The sequence below is a fragment of the Roseateles chitinivorans genome (assembly GCF_050632145.1).
Lineage (GTDB): Bacteria > Pseudomonadota > Gammaproteobacteria > Burkholderiales > Burkholderiaceae_C > Roseateles > Roseateles chitinivorans_B.
Window position 1 is genome coordinate 4,681,496 of record NZ_CP192577.1, and the last position, 20,067, is coordinate 4,701,562.

Sequence of the window (20,067 nt, forward strand, 5' to 3'; positions counted from 1 at the left end):
TCGGCAGCCGCCAGCCGCTTGGCCTTGAACAAGTCGCGCAGCACCCGGCTGTGCGCATTGGCCGCACCGTCGCCGGTGGTCTCGATGCTGCAGAAGATCGCCTGGGGGTACTTCTCCGTCACCAGCGCCTGCACGCCGTCGGACACGCCGGACGACGGCATGCAGCCGAAGGGCTTGACGCTCACCACCATGTGGGCCTTGCGTGCGGTGACGCTCTGGATCAGCTTGCCGACCTCCATGTGCCCCTCGCCGCCGCGCAGGTGGTTGTCGTAGAACGGGTGCGACAGCGTCGCGATCTCGTCGAGGTTGCACAGCCGGCGCGCCGGCAGGCCCAGCACCGCGGCGTACATCGCGTAGCAGCCCCGCAGGCCGGCCTCCGCCGCGCGCGCCGCCGCCAGCCGCCGCCACGGCGACCTGCCCGCCAGTCCATGCCGGCCGCCATCGTCCCGCGTGAGCGTCATGCGCCGCCGGGTGTCCCAGCGCATCTGCCAGAGGTTGTAGAGCAGCCAGGCGGTGACCGGCTGCACCAGCACCTCGGCGCCCTCGGACTCGAGGAAGGCCTGCAGCCGGTAGTTGCCGTCCCCTTCGGTGGTCATCGCCCAGAACTCGCCGATCACCGACACCTTCGGCTTCACCCGCGCGCGGTCGAGCTCGATGGCGCCCAGCAACCGCCGGCAACGCCACAGCGCCGCCAGGACGCTGCCGCGCGCCGCCAGCGCGTCATGCAGCATCGCCTTGCAGCGCTCCAGCGCCGCCGCCGTCGCGCCCGGCACGCGCTCATAGGGCCGCAGCCGGTAGCCCATCGCGTTGAGCACGTCGCCCGCCACCACCGCGCGCAGCAGCGCGAAGAAGAAGCGCCGGTCCAGCAACAGCCCGTCGCCCTCGCCGCAGGCCTGTCGCAGTCCGCCCTGCTGCTGGAACAGCAGCACGCGGAAACCCTCGAAGCCGGCATCGCGCAGCGCCTTGCGGTACTCGGTCGCGTAGGTCCCGAAGCGGCAGGGGCCGCAGGCCCCGGCGGTGACGAAGACATGCCGCTCGACGATCTCGCGCGGGGTCAGGCCTTGCTCGTCACGCAGCCGCTGCAGGTGATGGACCAGGTTGCCGACGGTGAAGTAGGTGGGATTGCACTGGCCGCGATTGCCGAACTCGCGCCCGACACGCAAGGCCTCGTTGTCCGGCGTGCCGAGCACCTCCACCCGATAGCCGATGCCCCGCAGCGCGCCTTGGATCAGCAGGTCCTGCGCCTGCGTCAGACCGCCGCACAACAGCGTCGTGCCGGCGCGCTCGTCGCGCGTGAAGGGCCGCGGCGCCGGGTCCCGCCACTGCGTCACCGGCGCTTCGGTCAGTCCCAGTCGCGCGCGCTCCTCGCGCTCGAAGGCCTCGAGTTCGCGTTCGATCTCCGCCGCTCGCGCCAGCTCGTCGCGCAGCCAGATCACCGGGCGATCGCCCTCGTCCATCGATCTCATGACGCTCTCCGATGGATGGTGATCGGATGGACCTTGACCGCGGTGTCGCAAGCCCGACCGGTGGTCGGCTCCAGGGGCTCGAATCGAGGCACCGTCTCCTCGCCCAGCCACGCCGCGTAGTCCCGCCCCTCGCCCCGCCCCTCGCCTTCTGGCCCCCTGCCCGGGCTCGCGCGCGCAGCTCGCGCCGTTTCGCCTCGATGCGGCGCGCCAGCTCGTCCTTCGCGGCATGCAGGTCCTGCAACCGCTCCGCGTGGCGCTGCAGCGTATGACCATAAGTGCGCACGCGGATCTTCAGCGAGCCCGACGGCTTGTTGGCATCCAGGTCGTGCAGCGCCGAATACGGCGTCGCGCTCGCCGCCACGATGTTGTCGATCATTCCGTAGGTCGGTGCGTCGTGGCCGCACTTGAAGCTCGACAGGTCCAGCACCACCAGGTTGGGATGCCGGGCGGCGAACTTGGCGGCCCAGACCTTCTCGGCGCTGTTGGTCGAGTAGGCCTCGGGCCAGACATCGGCCACGCCCAGCGGGTCGCCGCCCTCCCCGGCGAAGAAGCGCGCCAGCCACTGGGGATCCTTGGGGATGGAGCGGATCGACAGCACCGGGTAACCCAGCGCCTGGAACTCGTCGAGCACGCCATGGTGCAGTCCCGGATCCGCGTGATACGGCCGTGCCAGCAACAGGATGCCGACCCGTCCTTCGTCCTCGAGCTGCGCCAGCAGCTGCATGCCGCGGCGCTGCATCTCGCTGTCGAAGGCGCGCAGCGCCGCCCACCCCTCGTCGACGGCGAAGTCGCTCTCGTCGCGCGTGATGCCCAGGCGCTCGCCCCAGGCCTCGAACATCTGCTGCTTCATGAAGTGGGGCTCGCACAGCGAGATCGCCGGGTCGACATAGACCACGCCGTCCCGCGCGAAGTGGTCGACCTCCTGCGTGAAGGCCGCGCGCATCACCTTGGGCACGCCCGCCACGATCGGGCAGGCGGTCGTGTCGGGCAGACCGCGCACGAAGCTCGGCACATGCGTCAGGCAGGGGAAGAACAGGAAGTCCAGCGGCCGCTCCCGGTGCTTCACCTTCAGCAGGTCGTGGATGTGCGCCTGCACCACCTTCGACGGGAAACACGGATCGATGGCCCCGTAGCGGCTGCCGGCCTCCCACAGCTCCCCGCTCGTGACGTCGGAGAACACGATCTGGCGCGCGGGCACGCCCAGCGCCTCGAAGTAGGCGCGCCACAGCGGCGCGGTCGAGTACATGTTCAGCACCCGCGGCATGCCGATGCGCAGGCCGGCCCGTCGTGCCGCGCCGTCCGAGCGCTCGAAGCCGCGCGCCGCGCGGGCGCGCCAAGGCAGCAGCGCGGCCGCTCCCCCACCGCGTGAGCGTCGCACCGGATCGACGGGCGAGCCGGCCTCGGGCAACGGTCGCGGCGCGGCACCCGCCTTGAACGCCAGGCCGGCTTCGTAGTCGACCAGGTTGGGGAACTGCGCCTTCAGCGACTTGCGGTGCGACACCAGCGCCTTGAGCGCGTCCTTGGACTCGACGGTCCCGTGCTCGCAGGAGAAGCCGGCGATGTAGCGGCTGTTGCGGCCCTGCGGGGTCGCCGCGTCGATGAAGGTGCGCCGGCAGGCGTTGGCGCAGAAGTGGCAGACGGTGCCCTCGTCGCTGCGGGAGGTCCAGGCCAGGCCGATCGCCGCGTCCACGCCGACGAAGCGGCTGTGGCCGCGTCGCGCGACGACGCGGCGCGCCTCCAGCGCCGCGCCGATGGCGCCGGCCTCGCCGCAATGCGGATGCACGCGCACGACCGCGCCCGGCACGCGCTCGACGAGGTAGTCGTGCTGCGCCTTCACCGCGGCCAGGTTGTGCTGCGTCCCGCCCTGCAGCACGAACACGCGGCCGAGCTCCGCCAGCCGCGGCAACTGCACGACGTACTGCCAGATGTTCTTCGGCAGCACCAGCGCGAGGCCGGCCATCAGTTCCTCCTTGCCGTAGCCCTCCTTCTGGAAGGTCACGCGGTCGGTGTCGAGGAACACGGCGCAGCCGTAGTTGAAGCGCGGGCTCATCCGCGCCCGGAAGGCCAGCGCCGCGTAGTCGGGGAGCGCGACGCCGAATTGGCTCGCCATCGCCTGCAGCAGCATGCCGTTCCCGGCCGAGCACTGGTTGGACAGGCGGAAGTTGCGGATCTCGCCGCCGGCCATGAACAGCACCTTGATGTCCTGGCCGCCGACGTCGCAGACCACGTCGACATCGTCGAAGGCCTGACGCGCCGACATCATGTGCGCCACCGTCTCGACGATGTTGGCGTCGACCTGGAGCGTCTCCTCCAGCAGGTCCCCCGCGTACCCGGTCGCGCCGGCGCCCAGCACGTCCAGCACCGCGCCCTGCCCGGCCACGAAGCCGCGCGCGCGGCGCAGGATCTCCTGCACGTCGGCCAGCGGATTGCCGCGCGAGAGCTGGTAGTCCTTGAAGAGGACCTCGCCGTCCTCGTCGACCAGCACCGCCTTGGACGAGGTCGACCCGCCGTCGATGCCGAGGAAGGCGCGCACCCGCCGGCCCGGCGGGAAGACCGCCGGTACGAACGGCACCTGGCGGAAGCGCTCGATGAAGGCGTCGCGCTCCTCGTCGCTGGCCACCAGCCCGGGCCCCTGCGCCGGCAGCACGCGCGCGCCGCGACCGCGCGCGATAGCGGCGCGCAGCGCCCCTGCGCCGGCGTAGCGGCCGATGTCCGCCGCCTCCTGCATCCCGTACACCGCGGCGCCGTAGGCCGCATACAGCGCGGCGTTCCCGGGCACGAGGACGAGGTCCTCGATCGCGGCGCCTGTCGGCAACGCGATCCCGCGCGAGGCCCACAGCTCGGCGATGCGCTGGCGCCAGCAGGCCTGCAGGAACGGCAGGTAGGTGTTGGGACCACCCAGCAGCAGCACGCGCGGCTGCAGCGTGTGGCCGCGGGTCAGCACCGTGAGATTCTGCGCCACGATCGCGTCGGCCAGCGAGCACATGACCTCCACCGACGGGATGCCGGCCTTGAGCAGGCCGACGATGTCGGTCTCGGCGAAGACGCCGCACTTGGCCGCGACCGGGTGCAGCCTGGCGGGCTCCCAGGCGAGCGTGCCCAGCACCTCGGGCGCGAGCGCGGCCTTGAGCACGCATTTGTCGATCGTCGCGCCGGTGCCGGACGCGCACTTGTCGTTCATCGACGCGATCACGCGCCGGTCCGCGCCCGATGCGCCCGATGCGCCGGTCGGCGCGGGCTTGTAGATGATGATCTTGGCGTCCTGGCCGCCAAGCTCGATCACGCTGCCCACGTCCGGATGCAGGGCCTCGACGGCGAGCGTGACCGCGTTGACCTCCTGCACGAACTTCGCGCCGAGCAGCGGCGCCAGCGGCGGACCGCCGGAACCGGTGACGAAGGCGCGCGTGGTGTCGGCGTCCAGCTCGCCGAAGCGGGCCTCGATCGCGGTCAACTGCGCGTCCAGCGCGTCGGCCTGCCGCGTCTCGTGGCGGCGGTAGTCGGACCAGAGGATCTCGCGGCTGGCCGCGTCGACGACCACGGTCTTGACGGTGGTGGAGCCGATGTCGATGCCCAGGATCCGCAGGTCGGGACGCGATTCGGGGCGTGTCATCGCCGCTCCTCGATCAGGACGACGGTCTCGTCCGGCGGCGGCAGGCCGCGCAACCGCCGCCACGCGAGCTGCAGGCGACGCTGCCAGGCCGCGGCCGCGGCCGCGGCCGCGGGCGCCGGCACCAAGGCCAACGGCGCCTCCTGCGCCGGCGCTTCCTGCATGGGCCCGTCAGGCATCGGCACCACCGGCAGGGCCGGCGACAGCCCCAGCATCCTCACCACCTCGCGGTTGCCCACGCTGCGCTGCAGCCGCAGCACCGACCGGGCCCAGACGGCCTGGCCGCCGCGCGACGACACGGGCGGTGCCGCGAGACGGAGCGGTTCGGGATTGAGGTCCGGCATGGTGTCTCCTCGAAAGCCGCGGAAGCCGCGGAAGGGATCAGCGCGGGGTGTCCCGCACGATCAGGTGGAAGATGCCGCGCGCGCCGCGCAGCAGGGCCCGCGCGCCGCGCGCGCCGACCAGATTCGCGATCAATCCGGACAGGACGCGGGCCTCCCGGTCATCCAGGGCGCGTCCCGCGTGCGAGAGCGCGTACAGCGTCGACGGGCGGCCGTCCACCGACCCCAGCGCCTGGCACGAGACGCCGAAGGCCTGCGAGGTGCGCCGCACCGCGATCGGTCCGTGCGGCGACCGGGCCAGCGCTTGCAGCAGCCGCGCGACCTCGTCCGCGTGACGGGGCGCCAGGATGCGGTGCCGCGCGCGACCCGTCAGCGCCAGCACCGCCAGGCCGATCGCCGTCGCCAGGCCCACGCCGAAGTGCCAGTCGGCGCGCGGCAGCCGGCCCTGCCATTCGCCGGCGCGCACCGCTGCCATCAACACGGCCGAGGTCCACTGCGCCTCCGAGAAGCGCCCCCAGTACGGCCGGGCCGCGTCGCCGCGCAGTTCCTCGAGCCCGATCCGCACCGCGCAATAGCTGACCCCATGCAGGGCGAGCACGCTGCCCGCCGGGGCGCCGCGCCAGGCGATCGCGCTGCCCGCGACGACGATGGCGGCGACGAGCAGCGACTCCAGCCCCTGGACCGGGAACAGCCGCACGCCGACATAGCAGGCGGGGAAGCCCTCGCCGGCATGCGACTCGCTGTAGCGCACGCCCCAGTGGTGCGGCCGGCCATGGCAGCAGCCGACCATCAGGCAGCCCTGCCGCCCGAACACCAGGAAGGCGCCCAGCCACAGCGCGTTGAGGTCCAGCACGCGCAGCACCGGCGCACCCAGCGCCTGCAGCAGCAGCGCGCTCGTGGCCAGGATGGCGATCTCGTGGTGATAGAAGACCAGTGTTTCCTGACCGGTGAGGACCTTGGTCGCCATCGCCAGCACGAAGGCGGTCGCCAGGCCGCTGGCCAGCAGGCAGGGGACGATCCAGAGCGGCAGCCGCAGGTGCCAGGTCAGCACCGACACCAGCGTCGTGGCCACCACCAGACCGACGGCGCCGCAGACCTGGAAGCTCGACACGCGGCGGCCAAGGATCGTCATCCGCGGCGGCGGCCAGGATCCAGGGCGTGGGGCGGACATGGCGCGACTCCATCCTGCGTGGCAACCGACTTCAACTGCCGCCGAGGGTGAGCACCCTGGCCATCGACTGCACGCCCGACGCCCGCACCGGCAACGCCCGGACGCCCTCGGTGTCCTGGCTGGCCACGATGCCGCCGTCCTCGAAAACGGCGTCGGCGTCCGACGCGATCGTCAGGTCGATGCCGAGCCACTGCTCGATGAGCCGGTCCTCCAGGTGCAGTTCCTGAGCGGCCAGCATCGGGATCGTCAGCGAATCGCGTGGCCGCGCGCCGGTCAGCGTGACCGGCAGCCCCGTCACCCGCACCCGGACGCCGGGTGCCAGGCGCAGCAGCTGGAAGCTGCCCGGACCGAGGAAACGCGCGATCCGCACGCGGCCCGGGCCCGGCAGCTCCATCACCTCGACCGCCGAGGCGAACAGCGGTCCGAGCGCTCCCGGCGTCTCCAGGATCAGCGGCAGCACGAACCAGAGCGGTTGCGCGCCGGTGTTGGCCAGCGCCACGTCCAGCAACGCATCGACGAACGGCGGGGGCGCTGCTCGAAGCCGCGCAAGACCAGGGTCGCGTCGCTCATGGCATGTCCTTCAGTTCCTGCACCTTGTCAGGGTCGAGGTTCTTGCGGGCGCCGGGGTTGTAGCCGCCCTTGCGCTCCTTGCCCCGGATCGTGTACGGCGGGGCGTCGAGGATGTCCTGGTACGAAGCGAGCCGCTCCGGGAAGACGCCGCTGTTGAGGTCGTACGCCGCCGGGAGCTTGCCGCCGTTGGCCTTGCGGATGCCGTCGAGCCGCGCTTCGTCCCACTGCGTCCGAGGCTGGTTGTAGTCGGCCATCATGTTCATGTACATCTGCCGCTCCGTCACCTTCTTCTGGCCGAGACCCTCCCACAACTGGTCGCCATTGGGCGCGCGGTCGCTGCGCAGCATCGCGTTCTCGCCCTGGTAGACGCCGGCCGGATGCTTCAGCAGGTACTGCGGATGGTTGTAGAAGTAGTGCCATTCACCGACGACCGCCGGCCGGTTGCCGATGGTGCCGATGTCGGGGTCGTTCTTGTGCCGCAGGACACCGTCGGACAGCGCGTTCGAGCCGTTCTGGCCGAGCTCCAGCAACAGCCCGCCGGGCGTGTCCTCCGACCCGAAGAGCTCGTCGAACTTCGCGTCCCCGATGCCGGCGCGCACCGCGTCGACCTCCGAGACGATGGCCGTCGCGTAGCACTCGGCGATCGTCAGGCCCTTCAGCCAGGCCTTCACGCCGGCCGAGGCGCTGCGGCCCTTCTTCAGCCGCCATTGGTAGGTATCGATCCGCTCCCAGTAGTCGGGGTTGGCGTAGCCCTTGGCGTAGTCCTTCTCCCACTCGTCGGGGAAGGCGGACTCGTAGCCCTGCGCGTACCAGACACCCGAGTCCCTGGTGTGCGGCCCCTTGTTGGCGGCGATCATGCAGGACACCGCGTGCGCGCCGAGCGCTTCCTCGGTGATCGGTATCTCCGGCGTGGCCTTGGGCACCGGGTCGCGGCGGCCGCAGCGCTGCAGCCGGAGCCCCGACTTGAGCCGCGGCATCGCGCCCTGCGCGACCTTCGCAAGGCCCTTGCGGGCGCCCGTCGCGATCGACACCACCGCACTGACGGCGGCGGTGTCGGCGTCCTGCTCCAGCGCCTCGGTGCCCTCGCCGGCCGCGCGCGAGTGGCGCTGCAGCGCCTCGCCCCGACCCTGCTGCACCACGTGCGCCAGTTCATGCGCCAGCAGCGCCTGGCCAACGAGGCTGTCGGGCTGGTATTCGCCGGTGTTGAAGGCCACGTGCGATCCGACGGTGAAGGCGCGGGCATTGAGCTGCTCCGCGGTGCGGCCCGCCCGGGCATCGGTATGCAGCCGCACCTGGCCGAAGCCGACGCCGAAGGCCGATTCCATCCGCGAGCGCACCGCGCCGGGCATCGCGCGCCCCCGCCGAGTTGCGTGCGGACCGACACAGGATCCGTCTCGCGCGCCCCGCCCGGCCGTGCCTTGAAGAACATGCCGCCGAACGCGCCCAGGAGGTCGCCACCCATCGCGCCACCGTCGGGCACGTCCTCGGGCACGCCGGTGACCTGGCCGGTCTTGGCGTAGGTCTGCGCGCTGCGCCTGGCCCGCGCCGCCACCGCCCGGATGTAGTCGCGCGCGTCCATCGCGCCGGCGGTCTCCGGTGCGTACCGGGTCAGGGACCGCTCGATCTGGGCGGCGCCGCGGTCGGCGTAGTAACCCAGCCAGTGGTCGATCCACGGGCAGCCCTGCGAGTCGCGCCCGGTGCCCGCCAGCCCTTCGTCGATGGCGGCGCACAGGTCGACGCGCAGCGCGTCGAGGAACTCGCCCTTGCGCATCTGTCCCGGTTGGACCTCGCCGCTGTCCTCCGCCAACAAGGCGCCGCGTCCGGACGAAGCGGTCGACGAGGACGACTCGGCCTGGGACGGGGCCTTGGCCGGCGCCGGCATCGTGCCCGCCTCGACAGCGGCCGGCTCGGCCGCGCTCACCGCGTCCACAGCGCTCTCCTGGGGCGCCCGCCGGATCGTCGTGCCCTCCCGAAGCGGCGTGCTGGCGGCCAAGGACCAGCCCGGCCCTGCGCCGGCGGCGCCCGGACCCTTCGCCACCGCGCGCGCGACGCGGTCCGCCTCGGCCTCGAACGCGTCGTCGCGCGGGCCCACGGGCTCGGTGTACCGGCCTTGCCCCCGTGCGCCGCGCAACGCGCGGCCGACGGTCGACGGAGTCGACGAAGTCGTGGCGGTCCTGGAAGTGGTCGGTGTCCGTTTCATGCTGCCGCCTATCTGCGCCGCCCGCCGCTGCCGCGGTTGCGGATCGCGTCGCCGCGCTCGCCCAGCGCCTTCTCCAGGTTGGCGTTGGCGCCCGGCACCGTCGAGCCCGTCGCCTCGCGCAGCGTCTTGTCCTTCGGGTCCCAGCCGACGGTGCGCTCGGCATCGGCCTTGGACGCCTCCACGGTGGCGTTGGTCACCCACAGATCCTTGCCCTTGCGCGTGAGGTGCCCCAGCGCATGGCCGGCGTCGATGCGGTTCTCGACGATCGCTTCGTCGGTGGCGCGCACCGCCACGTGGAAGGCCTTCAGCGACGCGCCGGCCTGCTGCAGCAGGTGCGCGCCCAGCATCGCGAAGCCGGTGCAGACCAGCGGCCGCAGGCCGAAGATCGACAGCGGTCGCGTGTACAGCTCCGCCACGCCGCTGACCTTCATGTCGTCGAACTTGTCGATCACGCGGTGATAGAAGTAGGCCCCGGCGTAGCTGTCGTAGGCGTCGATGACCTCGTCATTGCCCTTGCCCTTGAGCGCCTTGAAGAAGTCCTCGGCATTGCCCAGCGTCGGCACCGGCGAGGCCGGCTTGACCTGGGCCGCCGCCATCTTGGCCCGCACCGCGAGCTGCTGCTCCAGCACCGACGCGTAGAGGACGAAGACATCGAAGCCCATCGTCTCGCGGCCGTCGCCGAAGACCAGGTTGAAGTCCTGGCCCAGGTTGCCCTGCTTGCCGGCCAGGTAGGCCTTGATCTCGTCGTCGGTCGGCGCGGCGACGCGGCCCGGCGCGTTCAGCGCCAGGAAGCTTCGCAGCACGAAGAGGATGCGGCCCAGCGCCGGCGGCAGCTGCGAGGACCGGGTCTTCAGGTCGCGGACCAGCTCCTTGACCGACCGCACATGCTTGCGGATCCCGTCGTAGGCGTCGTCGATGGCGCCCGTGTCGTTCCGCAGCCCTGCGAGCGCCGTGGCGATGGCGTCGGTGTGTTCCTTGATCGCGGCGACGTCCAGCGTCTGGCTCAAGGCCGTCACCCGCGTGTCGACCTCGTTGGAGGCGTCGATCGCGCGGTTCAGCGACAGCCGGGTCTGGTCGGCGGCCAGGCGCTGGTCCAGGCTGTCGCCGCCCGTGGGGCCGCTGGTCGAGCGCGCCGCCTTGGTCTTGGCGACGATCTCGTCGAGCTGCGGCCCGAGCTCGTCCAGCGCCTGGCTGCTGAAGGGCGCGCTCGCCTTGCCCAGCAGCTCGATGGCCTCGGCCACCCGGGCGGCCTCGGCCGGGGCCAGTTCTTTCACGCCCCGGATGTCGGGCACGCCCTGCTGCTTCTGCTGGCCCGCCGCCCAGGCGCTGACATCGCGCAGGCGCTCGCCGGCGCCGGACAGCGACTGCTGGCGCTCCTGCAACAGGGTGAGCTTGACCTTGGCCGGCGCCCCTTGCGCGCCGGGCACCGCCGTCTTGGGCTTGCTCGCGCAGCGCTGCAGGCTCAGCCCCGAGCGCAGGCGCGGACGGGCCTCGCGATGCAGGCCGGACACCGAGCCGGCGTCCCACAGCGTCGCCGCCACGCCGGCGGCGGCGGCGTCCGCGTCGTGCTCGAGCGCCGCCTCTGGCGCGCCGGAGACCGCGGCCTCGCGGGCCGGGCTAGCCGCCGCTTCGCCGCCCTGCCCTTGCTGCACCACGTGCGCGAGCTCATGCGCGATCAGCGCGTCGCCCGCCGGCGTGCCCGGCTGGAACTCGCCGCCACCGAAGGCGATGTGCGGGCCGATCGCGAAGGCGCGCGCGTTGAGCCGATTCGACAACCGCGCCGCGTTGCCGTCGGTGTGCAGCCGCACGGCGGAGAAGCGGGTGCCGAAAGCGCCTTCCATGCGCGCGCGCAGGCCGCCGCCGAGCGATTCGCCGCGGCCCAGTTGCTCACGCACGGAGACCGGGTCGGCCGCATGCGCGCCGCCGGAGCGCGGCTTGAAGAACATCGCGCCCAGACCGGCGAGCAAACCGCCGCCCGCCGCGCCGGGCATCTCGTCGGGCAGGCCGGTGACCTCGCCCGTGCGGGCCCAGCGCTGCGCGCTCTGGCTGACGCGCGCGGTGATCAAGCGGAGGTACTGCGCGGCGCTTGGGACACCGGCGGCCTCGGGGGCGTAGCGCAGGAGTGCGCGTTCGATGTCGACGGCGTCGCGGGTCTCGTAGTAGCCGAGCCAGTGCTCGATCCACGGGCAGCCTTCGGAGTCGCGACCGGTGCCCGCCAGCGCGGCGTCGACCGCGGCGCAGATGCCGGCGCGCAAGGCGGCCATGAACTCGCCCTTGCGCATCTGTCCGGGAGACGCGTTGACGTCGTCGGCCACCAGCAGCGGCGAGGCGCCCGTCGCCGCGGGAGGAGGCGCAGGGAGACCGGGGTCGGTGGCGGCGGACCAGCCGGACGGGCCGGGCAGCGGCCATCGCCGGCCTTGCAGCACCGCGTCGGCGATGCGGTCGGCCTCGTGCCCGACGGGGTCGTTGGCCGGCGCGACCGTCTCCTTGAGGGACGGCACGCGCGCGGTGGCCGAGGCCGGTTGCGTGGCTGCCCGGGTCGCGTCCATGTCAGGGCGGGCCGAACACGGCCTTGACCTGTTCCGCGAAGAACTTCTTGTCGCGTTCCAGGAGCGAAGGCGACGCGTCGACGCGCGCCTTCAGGTGCGCCACCACGGCCTTCGCGACCTCCGGATGCAACGCCTTCTTCAGCACGTTGAGCTGACGCGGCACATCAAAGTCCGGGTCGTCGCTCGGATTGGGCGGCGCGGTGCCGGTCTCGGGATGGGCGTAACGGCGCTCGCGCAGCTCGGCGAAGATCTCGGTCTCCGCGTACTCGTAGGTGTCGAAGAACTTCTGCCGCAGCACCGGATCGGTCTTCCACTTCTTGCGCTCGGCCTCAGGCATGTGCTCCAGCGCCGCGCTCATGATCTCGGTCGCGTAGGCCTTGCCGTACTCGAAGTGCCCGCCGAGCTCGTGCGCCACGTTGGGCCACACGTTCTTCGCATCCTTCTCGGCCAGTTCCACCCATTGCATGCCGACCTTGAGCTCGTCGCCGAGCTGCGCGCCGAAGTAGCCCAGCTCCAGCGCGTCCTTGGGGTCGAACTTCAGGCGCCTGCCCTTCATCACCGTCTCCAGCTCGGTGCCGGCGACGCTGGTCACGACCTTCTTCCAGGCGGCATCGGCGCGCTTCTTCCAGTCGTCCTGCACCTTGGCGTCGAGCTTGGTCCAGGCATCGGCCGGCTTGGGCGGATCGGCGGCCTTGGTCTCGCTCTTGATGATGTCGTCGACGGAGACCGTCGGCGGCGTGACCGGCGGCGGCAGGCCGGACTTCTTCGCCACCTCCTCGGCCTCCTTGCGCTTGCGGTCCTCCGTGTCCTTGCGCTGCTGCTCGAGGAAGTCGTACTGCAGCCCGCCGAGCCGTTTGATCTCGGCCTCGCGCGCCTTCTCGGACTCGGACTTGCAGCGCTGCAGCCGCAGCCCGCTGCGCGTGGGTGGGCCGCCATGGCGCACCGGCGGACCGGCGCGGCCCTTGCCGTAGAGCGTCGACAGCGCGCCGAGTGCCGAGCGGTCGGCCTCTTCCTCGAGGCCGGGCGATTCACCCCGGTCACGGCCCGCGTCCGACGCCCGCGCGCCGGCCTGCTGCGCCACGTGGGCCAGTTCATGCGCGATCAACGCGTCCCCGTGCGGCGTACCCGGCTGGAACTCGCCCGAGCCGAAGGCGACATCGCGGCCGATGGTGAAGGCCCGCGCGTTGAGGCGGTCCGCCGCCTGCGCGGCCGTCGCGTCCGTGTGCAGGCGCACGTGGCCCAGGCCCATGCCGAGCGCGGATTCCATCCGTCCCCGCACCGGCCCCGGCATCGGCTCGCCGCTGCCCAGCCCCGCGCGCACCGAGACCGGATCCGCCGATCGCGCACCGCCGGGGCGCGCCTTGAAAGACAGGCGGCCGAAGATCGCCAGCGGGCCGCCGCCCGCCATCGCGGCCAGGCCCGGCAGGCCCGGCAGGTCCGGGGGCGCGTCGACGATCTCGCCGGTCTTGGCCCAGACCTGCGCGCTGCGCCGCACGCGCGCCGTGACGAGACCGATGACGTCCTGCGCATCGCGCGCGCCGCGGGCCTCGGGGGCGTATCGCTGCAGTGCGCGTTCGACGTCCCCGTTGCTTCTCTCAGCGTAGTAGCCGAACCAGTGGTCTATCCACGGGCAACCCTGGCTGTCGCGGCCTGTTCCGCTCAGCGCCGCGTCCACCGCCGAGCAGATGTCCCCGCGAAGCGCGGCGAGGAACTCGCTCTTGCGCATCTGCCCGGGGGCCGGCTCGGCATCGTCCGCCGCCAGCAGCGACGCCGGGCGAGCCTGCGGCCCGCTCGCCGCAGACCATCCGGCTTGCTCCGGCCGATGCCAGTCTCCGCCTTGCATCACCGAGTCGGCGATGCGGTCGGCCTGGCGGCCGGGCTCGTCATGGGAGGGGGGACGCCTGGCCTGAGCGTGTCCTGTCCCGCGCCAGGGGCTGGCACGACCTTGCCTCGATGAGCACCGATGTCTGGACGGGATGACTGACTCGCGTGATTCATCGCATGCTCGCTCGCTGTTTCCGTGACCGCCACGGCGGTCCCGTCACCTCGCGTAGACGCCTTCCCCCAGCCGCGTCCGGATGGCCTCAAGCGCCCGGCGGACCCCGCTGGCGCCGCCCGCCTGCTCGGCTTCGCGGAGCTCGGCCGTGATCAGCCTCATCGCGCGGCTGGTATGGACCTTCGAATGGATCTCCGTGGTCGACACATTGGCGATCGAAGAGTCCTTCGGCAACCAGATGCCGTTCTCCGCGTCGTTGATCCCGACCTCCGCCCTGGCAAGGATCTCGCGTGCCTCTTCCGCTTCCTTCATGCCCTTGGGAATCATGTGATGCGCCTCGTGGCCCGGCGGGCGGGGACCGAGCGTCTTCTCCAGTCGCGACGCGAGGAGCTCGGCATCGCTCATCTCGGCAGTGCGCGCCTTGATCCCCGGGGAATAACCGTCGGGCGCCTTCTTGGTCACTGTTCTTCCGGCCTCCGCCGCGTCGCCGAGGACTTCGGCCGTCTTGGCAGACTGCGCTTCGAAGCCTTGAATCACCGACTCGAGTTCCGCGGCATTCTTCTGGCTCATCAGATACCGCGAAAGCTCCGCGCCCTTCGCGCTCCCCTGGGACCGCTCCAGGACCGCGATCGCACGCTCCATCCGGGCGATCTGGTCCTCGGTCGCGAAGCTCGGGTACTCGATCGCCGACGCGGCCTTCATCGACTTGCCGGCGGCCGCGGGAGAACCGGGCAGACGCGGCGCCTCGGGCGGCGTTGCCGCGGGCGTGACGGCGTTGGACGGATGCACCTTCGGCGTCCGGAGGTCGGCGACGGTCGTCGGCGTGGTGCGGGCGCCGCTGACCATGCGCGACTCCATGTTGGTCGAGACCGTGCCGCCGACGCCCTTGCCCACGCCGGCCGCGGCCTGCTCGCCGGCCGCCGCCTCGCTGAAGACTGCCACCAGCGCGTCGAACGCCTCGATCGCCTTGTCCACCACGCCCTTGAAGAACTTGAGCGCTCCATCGACCGCCTTGCGCAGCAGCGCGCCGGCCTCCACGAACACGCCCTTGATCCATCCGAACGCCTGCACCGCCTTGCCCGCCACGAACTCCGCGGCCTTGCCCACCAGGCTGGCGCCCTTGGCGATCAGGTTGCCGATCGCCTCGCTGAACACCAGCATCAGCACCTGCGCGACGAGCGTGCCGACCACCTCCCCGATGCCCTTGCCCATCTCGTAGAAGTCCTTGCCCAGCAGGTCGAAGATCGCATGCGCCCCGCTCGCCCCCATGTCCCGCGCCTTGGATTGGGCCATCTGCATCAGGTTGTCGAGCAGTCCGGAGAACTTCTGCACGGTGCCCTTCGGATCGGTCACGAAGCGCGCCAGCGCACCACCCAGTTCCCCCATCAACGCGTTGAGCCGGACGTTGAGCTCCGCGATCTTGCGTTGCCGTTCCGGACTCACGGCGATCCCCAGCGGCGACCACTTCGCCAGCCACTCCAGCCCGGACAGGCCGAGCTTGACCAGGCCGACCACGCCCTTGACCAGGTCGGTGATCGGGCTGACCAGGCCGATGACCAGGCCGACGAGGTATCCGCCATAGAACCTGGCCGCGTTCCACGGCACCATCAGTTCCGCGAGATGGGCCTTCGCGGCGTCCGCGCGCCCGGCCCGGACATCGGACTTCAACCCGCCCACGAAGCCCTCGAGCACGGCCTTGATGAACGGCCAGGACGCGTCGCTGGTGGCCTGGCGTCCCACCGTGTCGATCAGCCCCGTCCCCAGCGAATACGGTGCCTCTTCCTCCGGCGCGCACTGGATGCGCTGCACGGGCAAGGCCGGTACTTCGGACGCCGGCTGCGCGCGGGCATCCTGCTCATGGGCGGAATCGGGCGCGTCGATCACGGGTTCCCGCGTCGCCACCGCCCAATGCTGTTGCGCGACATGTCGCAGTTCATGTCGCAGCAGGGCGCGCCCGTGCGGCGACTCCGGCGCATACCGTCCCGCGCCGAAGGCGATGTCGCTGCCCACGGTGTAGGCCGACGCATGCAAGGCGCTGGCGGCGGCATGTCCCCCGGATCGTCATGCACGCGAACGTGACCGAAACCGAACCCGTAACGCTGCGCGGCCTCCTGCTGCACCTCGGGCGGCAGGGGCCGTCCGCCCGTTCCGCGCAACGCGTCGACCGCGCGCTCGGAGGGCGTCTTTCGCGTGGGCGTTCGCACGGTCGTCCCGTCCTCACGCGGGTCGGGCCGGATCCGCCTTCGTCCTCGTCTTCGTCGCCGCCTCCGTCGCCGTTGTTGCCTCCGTCGACGCCGTGGCCGACCCGGGCCTGGTCTCGGGCCGCACCACCTCGTTGCAGTTCCACCAGTACGGCCCGGTCGTGCGCAGCTGCCGCCGGCAGGCGCAGTTGTCGGGCGCGCTCACCTTGCCTTGCTCATCCACCGTGACCTTGGCCAGCACCACCCACGGATCGGTCGGGCATGGCGGGCAATCCGGGATCGCGCCCGGTTCCATGAACTGCGCCATCGACGGCGGCTCGGCGTGCGACTCCGGGCAGGTGTCGAGCACGCACAACTCATACCCGTCCTGCCAGCGCGAGAACTCGCATCCGGTGTCGTCGCAGCCGCAACCCACCGGCTGCACCCGCACCGGCCTCGCGGCCACCTGCCGGTACCGCACCGCGACGAACAGCGCCGCGCCGGGATCCCGCGTGGACACGGTGCGGTCGGGGCACAAGGGGTCGATCGCGATGTCGTCGCAGGCATCCCCGCCGACGGCCGACACGCAACGGGTGCGGAGGTCGAAGCACACGTCGCGCTCGATCACGATCTCGTCGCCCTGCGGCCCGAGCAGGTAGCCCGGATGCACCACCACGCGCCAGGCCTGCTGGCTGGCGTCGACGCGGGCGCCGCACACCACGCCCCAGCCGTGCAGGTAGCGGTTCATGCGGCGCAGCCGGTCGCGGAAGTAGTCCTGTCCCAGCGTGAGATCGTCGGGCGTGATGAGCTGCCGGGGGAAGAAACGCGGCCGCTCGATCCCGCCGCGCGCGCCGGTGCCCGGTCCGCCCGTCGCGGTGCCGCCGCAACCCCCACCGCAGCCGCAGTCGCCCGAGCCTGTCGTCATTGAAGCCATGGTCGTTCCTTTCAGTACTTGCCGCCGCGCCGGGCCTGCGACTCATGGCTGAGCGCCAGCACCAGTTCCCACAGCACGTCGGCGCCGTAGACGATCGGCCGGACCGCGATGTCGATGTCCGACAGCTCCAGCGTCTGCCCCGCCGCGGGCAGATGCAGGTTGGCCAGCGTGATGCAGCCCGCGCCGGTGTCGCAGTCGCAGGGCCGGCTGACCCATTCCGCCAGCGCCTGGTAGTTCACGCTGTTGCCCTTGATCAGGCCCGGGATGTCGGCGTCCACCGGGATGTGCGGCGCCTTGCCGGGCCGCAGCGCCAGCGAGTAGCCCTCCCGGATCGCCCCCGGCGCGCAGCGCGTGGTGGTGTCGCAGCCGCCGGCCATCACCGGCTCCGGATCGGTGCGGCACTCCTCGTAGCAGACCACCAGGTGCATCCAGTCGTCGTCGCAGTGGCCCTCGCCGTTGCGGCCGTCGCTGCGGCCGCCGCCATGGCCGCCGTTGCGCTGGCCCCGGGCGGCCGCTGCCGCGTTGGCCGCGGCACCGGTCGGCAGCGGATCCGACCCGGACTCGGCCGGCGGCGCCTCGCGCGACGGCACCGCCAGCGGCCTGGACCGCGTCGGCACGACGATCTCGCGCCCCTGCTTGTCCAGCGCCAGCCCGGCCATCACGACCACGCTGTGGTCGTCCTCGCCCAGCTGCACGTCCAGCCCGCACACCACGCCGAAGCCGGCGACCAGGCGGTTGAGCATCCACTGCTTGCGCTTGAAGTAGGCCTGCTCGGATTCGAAATGACGAACGTCGAGCAATTGACCGTGGAAGTAGCGCGGACGCGAAAAGCTTCGCAGCGCCTCGCATTCGACCGATTCGTCTCGCATGTGCCTTCTCCTGATGGCCATCAAAGTTGCGCCCGCGCACCCACGCGGCTGTCCACGCCCAGGCGCGCGCGCGGCTCGCCGCCCAGCACCAGCGCGCCCTCGCCCAACGGTCCCGGCTCGGGCGGGCCGCCGCCCAGCAGCGTGTCCACGCCCAGGCTCGCCTGGTATCCCACCCGCAGCCCCGGCGCGATCGCGCACAGCTGCCACAGCGTGTGCGCCGGTTTCTCGCGTTCGACGATCTCCCGCACCCGCGCCAGCGTGTCCGCGCAGTGCAGGTCGCGCGGATAGAGCCGCACCAGGAAGCGGTAGGCCGCCTCCTCGAACAGCGGCGTGCCGAAGGCGTCGGACGCGATCAGCCGCGACCGGTCCAGCGTCGCGGTGCTGCCCAGCACCGCGCCCTGCGGTTCCGACGCCGGCAGCACCGTGTTGAATCCCAGCACCGACTCCCCGCCGTCGGCCCAGGTCCCCGCCTGTCCCGGCTTGCAGGAGCTCGACGGCGCCGGCAGCGCCCACCAGCCCAGCGCCTGCAGCGGTTCCTCGATCACGGCGCGCACGCCCGCCTCGTCGCGCAGCGCCTCGCCCAGCCCGGCCGCGGTGCCGCGCCGCGCATGACGCGCCCAGGCGCCGGCGATCGACGCGCGGCGCGTGGCCTCGTCCTGGGTCTGCGACAGCGGCACGGCCAGGAACCCGGCCAGCCAGTCCAGCGCCGCCTCCGGCGCGCCCGCCGGATCGAGCAGCGCCGGCAGCTCGCCGGTGGTCGTCTCGATCTCGCGGAAGAAGCTCTCGAACAGGCTGAGGTAACGCAGCAGGAAGTTGTCCCGCGGCCGGTCCGGATACAGCGACGGCGGGCGCTCCCGGTAGATCGCCGGCAGATCCGGCAGGTAGCTGGCCTGATCGAAATCCACGCGCGCCTGACGCAGCACCGGCGTGCCGTGCAGGTCGTTGGCGAAGCGCGCGCCGATCCACAGCGCCCGCTGCGGCCCGGCGTCGTCCAGGTCGATGAAGAAGTCGGTCACGTCGGCACCGACCGCGCGCCACGGCGCGGCGAAGCTGCCGTCCGCCGTCGGCGGCGGCACGGGCGCAGCCAGCGCCCCCGTCGCGACGTGGAAGCTCACATGGCTGCCCGCGGGCAGGTCGATGCCGGCGTGCAGCCGGTTCCAGACATGGTCCAGCGTGTCGACGGTGATCGCCTCGCTCCACAACCAGCCTTCGGCCGCATGGCTGCCCTGCGGCGTCAGCCGCAGCGGCGCGAGGCCTCCGCCGGGCGAGACCCACAGCGCGCCACCGCCGCTGTGGCCGTCGCTGTCGCCACGCCCATCGACCGCGAGCGCGGCGACCGGTCCTTCATACCCCGCGGCATCGCCGGCGTGGAAGAAGGACCCGTCCTGGGCTCGCGACCAGACCGAGATCCGTCGCCGCCCCGGATCGCCGATGAACAGCGAGTCGCCGGACACGGCCAGCGCGATGGCGCCTTCGATGCCGGTGGGAACGCTCTCGATAGTCGCGCCCTGCGGCGTGAACGCGGTGACCTGATGCGTCCGGGCGTCCAGCACCCACAGCCGTCCGTCCGACCACGCCAGCGCGCAGGGATAGTCCGCCTGCCCGCTGGCCCGCACCGCGTCGCCGAAAGCCGGCAACGGGTCGCCCCAGGCGGTCAGGCACGCCACCCGTCCGGCATCCAGGTCGGCGACGTAGAGCTGCCCGGCCTCGTCCAGCGCCAGCGACACCGGCCGCTGGAAGCCCTCCAGCACCTCCACCAGCGCCAGACTGGCGAGGTCGAAGACCTGCACCCGATGATGGCCGGCGTCGGCGACGTACAGCGCGCCGCGCGCCTGCGCGATCGCCAGGCCCGCGGGCGCGTCCAGGCGCGTCGCATCGCTGCCCGGTCCGCCCAGGCACGGCACCGGCCCGACGGCGCCGAAGCAGTCCTCGATCCACGACACCACGCCCCGCCAGGGATCGGTGAAGAACACGGTGCCGCCTGCATCGACGGCCAGGCCGCCCTGCGGCTGCACGGCGGCGAGCGTCTCCAGCGCCGCGGGCAGTGCGCCCTCGAACGCCGGCAGCGCCGCCAGGCGCAGCGCGCCATCGTCGCCCCGCGCGAGGCCGTGCCAATGGAAACGCGGCCACAGGCCGTCCTCGTTGAGGTGACGGAAGGGTCGGAGGTCTGGTGCGCCCATGGCT

At 72.1% G+C, this 20,067-nt stretch carries 11 protein-coding genes and 1 pseudogene; all 12 read right to left on the minus strand.

Annotated elements, in window-relative coordinates; all coding sequences use genetic code 11:
- Nucleotides 1–1,068 precede the first annotated feature (1,068 nt).
- A complete protein-coding gene (locus tag ACQ86G_RS21570) occupies nt 1,069–5,076 on the minus strand; it encodes a BadF/BadG/BcrA/BcrD ATPase family protein (RefSeq protein ID WP_431257225.1) in 4,008 nt (1,335 codons plus the stop codon).
- Nucleotides 5,073–5,417, minus strand: coding sequence for a hypothetical protein (locus tag ACQ86G_RS21575; RefSeq protein WP_431257226.1), 345 nt, complete (start codon nt 5,415–5,417; stop codon nt 5,073–5,075). Before ACQ86G_RS21575 ends, ACQ86G_RS21570 begins: the two co-directional genes overlap by 4 nt.
- Before the next feature lie 37 nt (nt 5,418–5,454).
- Nucleotides 5,455–6,585, minus strand: coding sequence for a prolipoprotein diacylglyceryl transferase family protein (locus ACQ86G_RS21580; protein WP_431257227.1), 1,131 nt, complete (start codon nt 6,583–6,585; stop codon nt 5,455–5,457).
- 31 nt (nt 6,586–6,616) lie between these two features.
- Nucleotides 6,617–7,093 carry a hypothetical protein gene (locus tag ACQ86G_RS21585; RefSeq protein ID WP_431257228.1) on the minus strand — a complete coding sequence of 159 codons (477 nt, stop codon included), beginning with the start codon at nt 7,091–7,093 and terminating at the stop codon, nt 6,617–6,619.
- 58 nt (nt 7,094–7,151) lie between these two features.
- Nucleotides 7,152–8,504 (minus strand): eCIS core domain-containing protein, encoded by a 1,353-nt coding sequence (locus ACQ86G_RS21590; protein ID WP_431257229.1) that lies wholly within the window; start codon nt 8,502–8,504, stop codon nt 7,152–7,154.
- A gap of 859 nt (nt 8,505–9,363) precedes the next feature.
- Nucleotides 9,364–11,904, minus strand: coding sequence for an eCIS core domain-containing protein (locus ACQ86G_RS21595; RefSeq protein WP_431257230.1), 2,541 nt, complete (start codon nt 11,902–11,904; stop codon nt 9,364–9,366).
- A gap of 1 nt (nt 11,905) precedes the next feature.
- Nucleotides 11,906–13,747: an eCIS core domain-containing protein gene (locus tag ACQ86G_RS21600; RefSeq protein WP_431261462.1), complete on the minus strand. Its 1,842-nt coding sequence runs from the start codon at nt 13,745–13,747 to the stop codon at nt 11,906–11,908.
- 198 nt (nt 13,748–13,945) lie between these two features.
- The gene (locus tag ACQ86G_RS21605) at nt 13,946–15,508 is read right to left on the minus strand and encodes an AHH domain-containing protein (protein ID WP_431261463.1); all 1,563 of its coding nucleotides are present in this window, start codon (nt 15,506–15,508) and stop codon (nt 13,946–13,948) included.
- Nucleotides 15,509–15,820: 312 nt separating this feature from the next.
- Nucleotides 15,821–15,937 (minus strand): annotated as a pseudogene (locus tag ACQ86G_RS21610) (DUF4157 domain-containing protein); the annotation flags it as partial.
- 180 nt (nt 15,938–16,117) lie between these two features.
- On the minus strand, nt 16,118–17,014 hold the full coding sequence (locus ACQ86G_RS21615) for a hypothetical protein (RefSeq protein WP_431257231.1): 897 nt from the start codon (nt 17,012–17,014) through the stop codon (nt 16,118–16,120).
- An 11-nt stretch (nt 17,015–17,025) separates the two neighbouring features.
- Nucleotides 17,026–17,883, minus strand: coding sequence for a hypothetical protein (locus tag ACQ86G_RS21620; RefSeq protein ID WP_431257232.1), 858 nt, complete (start codon nt 17,881–17,883; stop codon nt 17,026–17,028).
- Nucleotides 17,884–17,903: 20 nt separating this feature from the next.
- Complete coding sequence (locus ACQ86G_RS21625) at nt 17,904–20,063, minus strand: phage tail protein (protein WP_431257233.1); 2,160 nt, start codon at nt 20,061–20,063, stop codon at nt 17,904–17,906.
- Nucleotides 20,064–20,067: the final 4 nt, after the last annotated feature.

Coding starts and splice junctions, on each gene's coding strand:
- ACQ86G_RS21620 (WP_431257232.1), bottom strand. CDS start 17,883: ATGCGAGACGAATCGGTCGAATGCGAGGCGCTGCGAAGCTTTTCGCGT.
- ACQ86G_RS21600 (WP_431261462.1), bottom strand. CDS start 13,747: ATGCAAGGCGGAGACTGGCATCGGCCGGAGCAAGCCGGATGGTCTGCG.
- ACQ86G_RS21615 (WP_431257231.1), bottom strand. CDS start 17,014: ATGGCTTCAATGACGACAGGCTCGGGCGACTGCGGCTGCGGTGGGGGT.
- ACQ86G_RS21625 (WP_431257233.1), bottom strand. CDS start 20,063: ATGGGCGCACCAGACCTCCGACCCTTCCGTCACCTCAACGAGGACGGC.
- ACQ86G_RS21570 (WP_431257225.1), bottom strand. CDS start 5,076: ATGACACGCCCCGAATCGCGTCCCGACCTGCGGATCCTGGGCATCGAC.
- ACQ86G_RS21605 (WP_431261463.1), bottom strand. CDS start 15,508: ATGGTGCCGTGGAACGCGGCCAGGTTCTATGGCGGATACCTCGTCGGC.
- ACQ86G_RS21575 (WP_431257226.1), bottom strand. CDS start 5,417: ATGCCGGACCTCAATCCCGAACCGCTCCGTCTCGCGGCACCGCCCGTG.
- ACQ86G_RS21580 (WP_431257227.1), bottom strand. CDS start 6,585: ATGTCCGCCCCACGCCCTGGATCCTGGCCGCCGCCGCGGATGACGATC.
- ACQ86G_RS21590 (WP_431257229.1), bottom strand. CDS start 8,504: ATGCCCGGCGCGGTGCGCTCGCGGATGGAATCGGCCTTCGGCGTCGGC.
- ACQ86G_RS21595 (WP_431257230.1), bottom strand. CDS start 11,904: ATGGACGCGACCCGGGCAGCCACGCAACCGGCCTCGGCCACCGCGCGC.